Here is a 7,328-nt window from a genome sequence, read left to right as displayed (position 1 = left end):
CGTTATTTTTGCAAAACATAGTAATCCTCCTCTACGTACTGATTTTGATATTATTATATCATAATTACTACGTTTGGAAGTAATTACAAGCTTTTTGTGGGATAATCATATTATAAGTTAACTTAATATATTTAAATAATTTATATTTTTCTATACAAAAAAAACATTCACTATAAAGTGAATGTTTTTTGGTACAAGTAAGTCTATAAGCCGAGTCCTGTATTAGACAATCATCTATCTAGGCCTATTGTTACCAATAAGCTCAAGCGATACACCCGAGAACGAGACGGGCCGCCCCAAAATGTTCTCCTATTCGATCTTGCTCCAAGTGGGGTTTACATAGCCGCAAAGTCGCCAGTGCGCTGGTGAGCTCTTACCTCGCCTTTCCATCCTTGCTAGTATATTCTAAAAATCTAGTAAACTAAACCTTTAAAGTACCTTTAGCGGTATCTCTCTGTTGCACTTTCCTTAAAGTCGCCTTCACTGGGGGTTACCCAGCACCCTGCCCTATGGAGCTCGGACTTTCCTCTTCTGAGTACTGCAAGCAATACTCAGCAGCGATTGTCTGGCTTACTCGCAAAAACAATGATATCATATTATTTAAACAAAAGCAAATAGTTTTATTTTCACAGGAGATAATTTTACTACTTAATTTTATACGGATCATAAGTATGTTGAGAAATTATAACCTCATTTTCATATCCGTCATCATGTAACTTATTTTTAAACTTTTCTCCAAAAATTTTAAATGCATTCCATTCTGTTGCAAAGTGTCCAGGATCAATTAGAGCGACATTCTTCTCCAATAAGTCACATACACCATGATACTTAGTATCCCCTGTAATAATACAATCTGCACCTAGTTTTATGCTCTCATCGAAAAAATCTTCTCCGCTTCCATTTATAATAGCAATTTTCTTTATTAAATCATTATCATTACCCACATATCTTATAAACTTCGTGTTATATGCTCTTTTAACATTCTCACATAACGTGGAAAGTTTTATATACTCATTCAAAATTACTAATCTACCAATACCAGCGCGCCCTTCACCAGAATCATCATTTTTTGAGTTTTCAATGATTTTGTATTTATTAAATCCTAATATCTCAGTTGCAATATCATTTAAACCGCCTCGAGCAGAGTCCAAATTAGTATGACTTGAATAGACATTTGTATTGTTCTTAATTAACTTAATTATTTTTTTCCCAACTAAAGTGTCTGTTGTAATAGTTTTAGGTTTTAAAAAAAGAAGTGGATGATGAGTCAATATAAAATTGCAACCTTTATCCTTTGCCTCATCTATTACACTCATAGTACAATCCAATGCAATTAAGATTTTTGTAACAACGTTCTCTTTATCCCCAACCATTAATCCTACAGTATCGTAATCCTCTTTTAGTTTATTTGGAGCAAACTGCTGCATAATAGTTTCAATAGTTTTTACTTTTAAAAACATTTTAAGAACTCCTTAAGTTTACGTGTAATATTATAAAGTTGCTCTTTTCTATTTTTCGATAAAATTGTATCATCATTTAATGTATAATACACTTTTAAATACTTTTGTAATTTATATTCTATAAAATTCTTCATTACCAACTGCTTTTTTTCTAATAATATTTTACTTATTTCATAATATATACTATCTAATACTAATGGTTTCGAATTATATTTTGTCTTTATTATTTCATAAAATTTGCCATCATCATAGCATATTTTCTCATCTAGGATATCATATCCACTACTATACAAGTATTCTCTTAAAACCTCTGCATTTTGAACCGGTTGAAGTACCATATATTTTAATTCCTTAACAATATCTAAATCATTTTCCAATATATCTCTTATTAGATTACCACCCATTCCTGCAATAATAGCTATTTGCACCTCTCCTTTTTTAATTGTAGATAATCCACTTCCTAGTCTACAACTAATTTGTCCTTGTGTATTGTTAATAGCTATATTGTTTTTAGCCTTCTCAACTGGTCCTTTATTTATATCAGATGCAATAGCTTTTTTTGTTATTCCACTCTTTACTAAATAAATAGGTACATACCCATGATCTGTACCTACATCTATAATACTTTCACATGTTTCTATCATACTGACTATTTCATTTAATCTTATACTTAGTTCCATAATTCTCATCCTTATCTAAAATTAATTAATATTCTAAATTGTATAATTAAAAATATTATTGCTACAATTAGTGAAAAATAAATATATTTGTATGATGATTTTCTATCATATTTTGCGCAAAAATAACTTGCATAATACATACAAAATAACAATGCCATATTTAATACTCCATAAACCATTTGAGTAAATGCAAATTGTTGACCTGTTCCAATTTTTATTGGTTTGAAATTAGCATCAAAACTTAATGGCATAACATTAGGTATGACATTTTTCAAATACAATATAAGTGGGTTTAACGTTAAAATTAGTATCAATATGGTTACAACCATAAAAGGTATAATAAAATGCTTGTCCTTATGTAGATTATAACTATTATTAACTTTATATCTCCATTCAATTTTATCGAAATGAAGAGCTGTTAATGCTTTCTCAAATTTTTCATGTTCTATAGGTGAAATCGCATAGCTCATATTTTCAGTTTTTATATAAAAAACTTTTTTATTATCAGTAACAAGCATTCTAGATAAACCTATTTTATCAATTACAAATTTCCCCATAGCGAAGCTATTCGTAGCTACCCCATAAAGTCTAACCCCTTTAATTGTGCCAGAGGTTGTAGTATATCCTTCAATTTCATTTAGTGGTATAATTGTTTTTTTTAGTGACCAAATAGCATGAATCTTAAGATTTTCACTATCAAAAGTACATTTAAGTGTTTGAAACAATACCATGTAATATATCTGATAAATATTGCAAAAAACTAATAAAAGCTTTAATAGATTATCTATAATGTATGCGTTAGTAAATTTTAATAAAATTAATATTACTATATTATATAATGCAGTCATCAATAACATAAACCCTAACCCGTGACCTCGCTTTGATGTATAATCTTCCATTTAATCACCTTCTAAAATGTATTATATCATATTCAAATCGCCCTTGTAAATATGTTTCCATTATTATACAAAATGAAAAGAACACCTTTTTATATAAAGTGTTCTTTTCATTCAAAAAAATTATATTAATCCAAATAATCTTTTAATTTTTTACTTCTACTAGGATGTCTTAATTTACGTAAAGCCTTAGCTTCTATTTGTCTAATTCTCTCTCTTGTTACATTAAACTCTTTTCCAACTTCCTCAAGTGTCCTTGCGCGTCCATCATCTAGTCCAAATCTTAATCTTAAAACTTTCTCTTCTCTAGGAGTCAATGTATCTAAAACATTTATTAATTGCTCTTTCAGCATTGTAAATGCTGCAGCTTCAGCTGGTGCTAACGCATCATCATCTGGAATAAAGTCGCCTAAATGGCTATCTTCTTCTTCACCAATTGGTGTTTCAAGAGAAACTGGTTCTTGTGCAATTTTCATAATTTCACGAACCTTTCCTACTGGCATTTCCATTTTTTCAGCAACTTCATCTGGTTGAGGTTCACGACCAAGTTCTTGAAGTAATTGCCTTGAAACTCTTATTAGCTTATTTATAGTTTCAACCATATGTACAGGTATTCTAATAGTTCTTGCTTGATCGGCTATAGCCCTTGTTATTGCCTGCCTAATCCACCATGTAGCGTAGGTACTAAATTTAAATCCTTTTCTGTAATCATATTTTTCTACAGCTTTTATTAGTCCTAAATTACCTTCTTGAATAAGATCTAAAAATAACATTCCTCTACCAACATATCTCTTTGCTATACTTACTACCAATCTTAAATTAGCCTCTGCTAGTTTCTTCTTAGCAGCAAGATCTCCTTCTTCATTTCTTTTAGCAAGATCTATTTCCTCACTTGAAGACAATAATGAAACCTTTCCAATTTCTTTTAAGTACATTCTAACAGGATCATCTATAGATACTCCTTCTGGTACGCTAACATCAACTTCCTCAGTTTCTGGTTCTGTCTCAGTTCGCGTTGTAGCAGGTGCAGTTCCTCCTCCATGTATATCTCCAACAACATCTATCTCCATTGATTCTAGAACTTCATAAACTTTTTCTATTTGTTCTGGAGTTAAATCTATTTCATAAAGTTCATCGCTTACTTCTTTATAAGTTAATGAACCCTTTTTCTTACCTTTTTCAATTAGTTTTTTTACTATAGCCATTTTTGAGCCTTTATCCTTCATCGTATTACCTCCTTTCTAATATTATAATTGTTTTATATTCTTTTGTAGTTCTACAAGTTCTTGAGCTAATTTTATAGATTCTTCTAGCAAGCCTTTTGATTCAAATTGTTTGATTTTATTCATAATTTCTTTTTTCGACTCCTCTAACTTGAATTTTTTCAGTTGTTTAATACAATCATTTATAAGCTTCTTATCATTCTCTTCATCAAGAGAGAATTCAACTTCCATAGTGTTAATCCATTCTTTTGTACATTCTATATCTTTACACATAAATTCAATATTTTTGATTTTCTCTTCCTTTGGTAAGTTTTTATATTTTACAATTAATGAATATATGCTTTTATGGCTTTCATTTACTAATTGATCAATTGAAATATTTTCTGTAATATAATCACAATTTTCTTCATTTATAAACATAAATTTCAATAAATTTCTTTCAGCTTTAATATAAGCTGGCTCTAAATATAATTTTTGTCCAAAATCTTGTTGTATATTCATTTTTTTCATTTTATTAGGATTTTTGTTAATTTCTTCACTTAATAAGTCGTATATTGCTTGTTCTTTAATGCCTGTTTCTTCAGACGCCTTTTTTATATAAACATCCTTTTCAACAGGATCTAATTCTACAATAATTTCAGTGACCTTTTTTACATACTGTATTATCATCTCACTATTAGAAAAATTTATTCCATTACCTGCTCTTTTAATTCTGTAATCTATTATGGGAAGAGCATCCTCTACTAATTTTTGAAATGCTTCTTTTCCATTGTTTTTTATATACTCATCAGGATCCTTACCTTTTGGCACTATTAAAACTCTTAAATCCAAGCCTTCATGTCTTAATATCTCAAGTCCTCTTATAGTTGCCGCTTGACCTGCAAAATCTGCATCAAAAGCAATTATAACTTTATCAACATATTTCTTTAATAATTTTGATTGCCTAATGGTAAGCGCTGTACCAAGCGCCGCAACAACATTTGAAAATCCATATTGATGAAGTGAAATACAATCCATATATCCTTCTACAATTATTATTGTCCGAGATCTATTATTTTTGATTACAAAGTTTAAGCCATATAAGTTTAACCCTTTATGAAATAATGGAGTTTCCGGTGAATTTAAATATTTAGGTTTTGAATCATCTAAAACTCTTCCTCCAAATCCGATGACACTACCTTTATAATCAAACACTGGAAACATTATTCTATTTCTAAATCTATCATAATATGACCCTTTAGGACTTTTAATAATTAACCCTATATTAAGTAAATCTAATGTTGAATACCCTTTCTTTTTTAAATATAGTAACAATCCATCCCATCTATCAATGGAGAACCCTAGCCCAAATTTTTTCATCGTTAATTCAGTAATACCTCGGTTTGAAAAATATATCTCAGCCTTCTTATCCTTTCTTAAGTTATCATAAAAATACCTAGCTGCGTCTACATTAATTTTGTACATTTTCTTGTACATGTCTTTTTGTTCATTATTTTCATCATTGTGTAAATCTATACTAATATTAGCTCTTTGTGCAAGTGCCTCTGCAGCTTCTGGGAAAGTCATATTCCTATCCTTCATAATATAACTAATTACATTTCCAGCTTCACCACATCCAAAGCATTTATAAATCTGTTTCTCCACAGAAACCGTAAATGATGGAGTCTTCTCATTATGAAAAGGACAAAGGCCAGTATAGTTTTTTCCTACCCTTTTAAGTTTTACTCTTTCAGATATTACATCCACAATATCATTTTGTTCCTTTATTTTTCGGATGACATCTTCAGCAATCAATAGATTATTACCACCTTACTTATATAAATCCACAATATATTTTTATTCGACAAAAAAGTATATTATCCTTCTTTAATTCAACTTTTTTTAATAATAATTTTGTTTTCTTATAATATATTCTTTATAAAATACAAATTTCCTTCAATATATTTATTTTTTATTTTTATTTTTTAATATTTTTTTAATATTTTTTTTAATTAGTAAACTTTTTTATTCTATCTTTTAATAAATAACGAATTTAGGTACATATATATTATTAAAAAGCATTAAACAATAGTCATCACTCATACCAGAAATATAATCAGCTACACCAATATGTAACCCTTCTTCCTTAACTATCCCTTTGTAAAAATCGGGCATAGTCATAGGATTGTTAAAGTAGTATTTAAATACATTTTTGACTACAAATTGTGCTTTTTGTCTTTCTTCCTTTAAAATTTCACCTTTGTATATATTTTCAAACATAAAATTTCTTAAAACTCCTAATGCGCCCCCAACTCTTTCACTAAGTAACACACCTATACTTCCCTTATCTAAATTGTCTATAGTGTTATAAATACAATCTTTAACTAAAGTATCTATTCGTGTACCATGATTTTTTCCTAATACTTCAACAGCATCTAATGGCAACATTTCCTCGCTTAACAATTTTGCTCTTATAGAATCGTCTATATCATGATTTACATATGCAATCTTATCACTATATCTAACTACTTGACCTTCGAGTGTTTTTGCCTTTCCATATTTATTTGAAAAACCACTATGATTAAGAATTCCATCTAATACTTCTTCACTTAAATTAAGTCCTGCACCTGATTTTTCTGTTTTTGTCAGTACTCTAATACTATTCTCATTATGCCTAAATCCTTGTGGCAATATATCATTAAGAACCTGTTCCCCATTATGAGCAAATGGCACATGACCAATATCATGACCTAATGCTATAGCTTCTATTAAGTCTTCATTTAAACCAATACCACGTCCTATTGTTCTTGCTATCTGTGCCACTTCTAATGTGTGTGTTAATCTTGTTCTGTAGTGATCACTACTGGTCTTTATATATACTTGTGTTTTATGCTTTAGTCTACGAAATGATTTACAATTTATTATTCTATCTCTGTCTACCATATAGCATGTTCTTACATCATCCATGCACTCTGGTTTTTTCCTTCCCTTTGAATTTAAGGATAACGAACCGTATTGTATAATACAGTTTTCTTCATTAATTTCTATCTTTTTTCGGATATTCATAAACTCCCTCCTAAATTCAAAACT

6 protein-coding genes and 1 other RNA gene are annotated in these 7,328 nt (G+C 29.4%); all 7 read right to left on the bottom strand.

Annotated features, from left to right (window positions below; translation table 11 throughout):
- Positions 1-190: 190 nt before the first annotated feature.
- Positions 191-577, bottom strand: an RNA gene (rnpB, locus tag KPL38_RS10695) — RNase P RNA component class A.
- Positions 578-644: 67 nt separating this feature from the next.
- Positions 645-1,460, bottom strand: a complete 816-nt coding sequence (locus KPL38_RS10690) for a Nif3-like dinuclear metal center hexameric protein (protein WP_216289120.1) — start codon at positions 1,458-1,460, stop codon at positions 645-647.
- Positions 1,451-2,140 carry a tRNA (adenine(22)-N(1))-methyltransferase gene (locus KPL38_RS10685; protein ID WP_216289119.1) on the bottom strand — a complete coding sequence of 230 codons (690 nt, stop codon included), beginning with the start codon at positions 2,138-2,140 and terminating at the stop codon, positions 1,451-1,453. The genes KPL38_RS10690 and KPL38_RS10685 overlap by 10 nt, the downstream gene beginning before the upstream one ends.
- An 11-nt stretch (positions 2,141-2,151) precedes the next feature.
- Positions 2,152-3,039, bottom strand: coding sequence for a PH domain-containing protein (locus KPL38_RS10680; RefSeq protein WP_216289118.1), 888 nt, complete (start codon positions 3,037-3,039; stop codon positions 2,152-2,154).
- A 125-nt stretch (positions 3,040-3,164) separates the two neighbouring features.
- Positions 3,165-4,262, bottom strand: a complete 1,098-nt coding sequence (rpoD, locus tag KPL38_RS10675; RefSeq protein ID WP_216289117.1) for an RNA polymerase sigma factor RpoD — start codon at positions 4,260-4,262, stop codon at positions 3,165-3,167.
- Between the two features lie 21 nt (positions 4,263-4,283).
- Positions 4,284-6,053, bottom strand: coding sequence for a DNA primase (gene dnaG, locus KPL38_RS10670; RefSeq protein WP_216289116.1), 1,770 nt, complete (start codon positions 6,051-6,053; stop codon positions 4,284-4,286).
- A gap of 222 nt (positions 6,054-6,275) precedes the next feature.
- The gene (locus tag KPL38_RS10665) at positions 6,276-7,304 is read right to left on the bottom strand and encodes a deoxyguanosinetriphosphate triphosphohydrolase (protein WP_216289115.1); all 1,029 of its coding nucleotides are present in this window, start codon (positions 7,302-7,304) and stop codon (positions 6,276-6,278) included.
- Between the last annotated feature and the right edge of the window lie 24 nt (positions 7,305-7,328).

Origin of the sequence: Clostridium psychrophilum (genome assembly GCF_018861705.1) — a bacterium.
In the GTDB taxonomy this organism is placed as follows: Bacteria; Bacillota; Clostridia; order Clostridiales; family Clostridiaceae; genus Clostridium_AD; species Clostridium_AD psychrophilum.
Note: the sequence above shows the minus strand (reverse complement) of the source record. Positions and strands in the feature narration are given on the sequence as shown.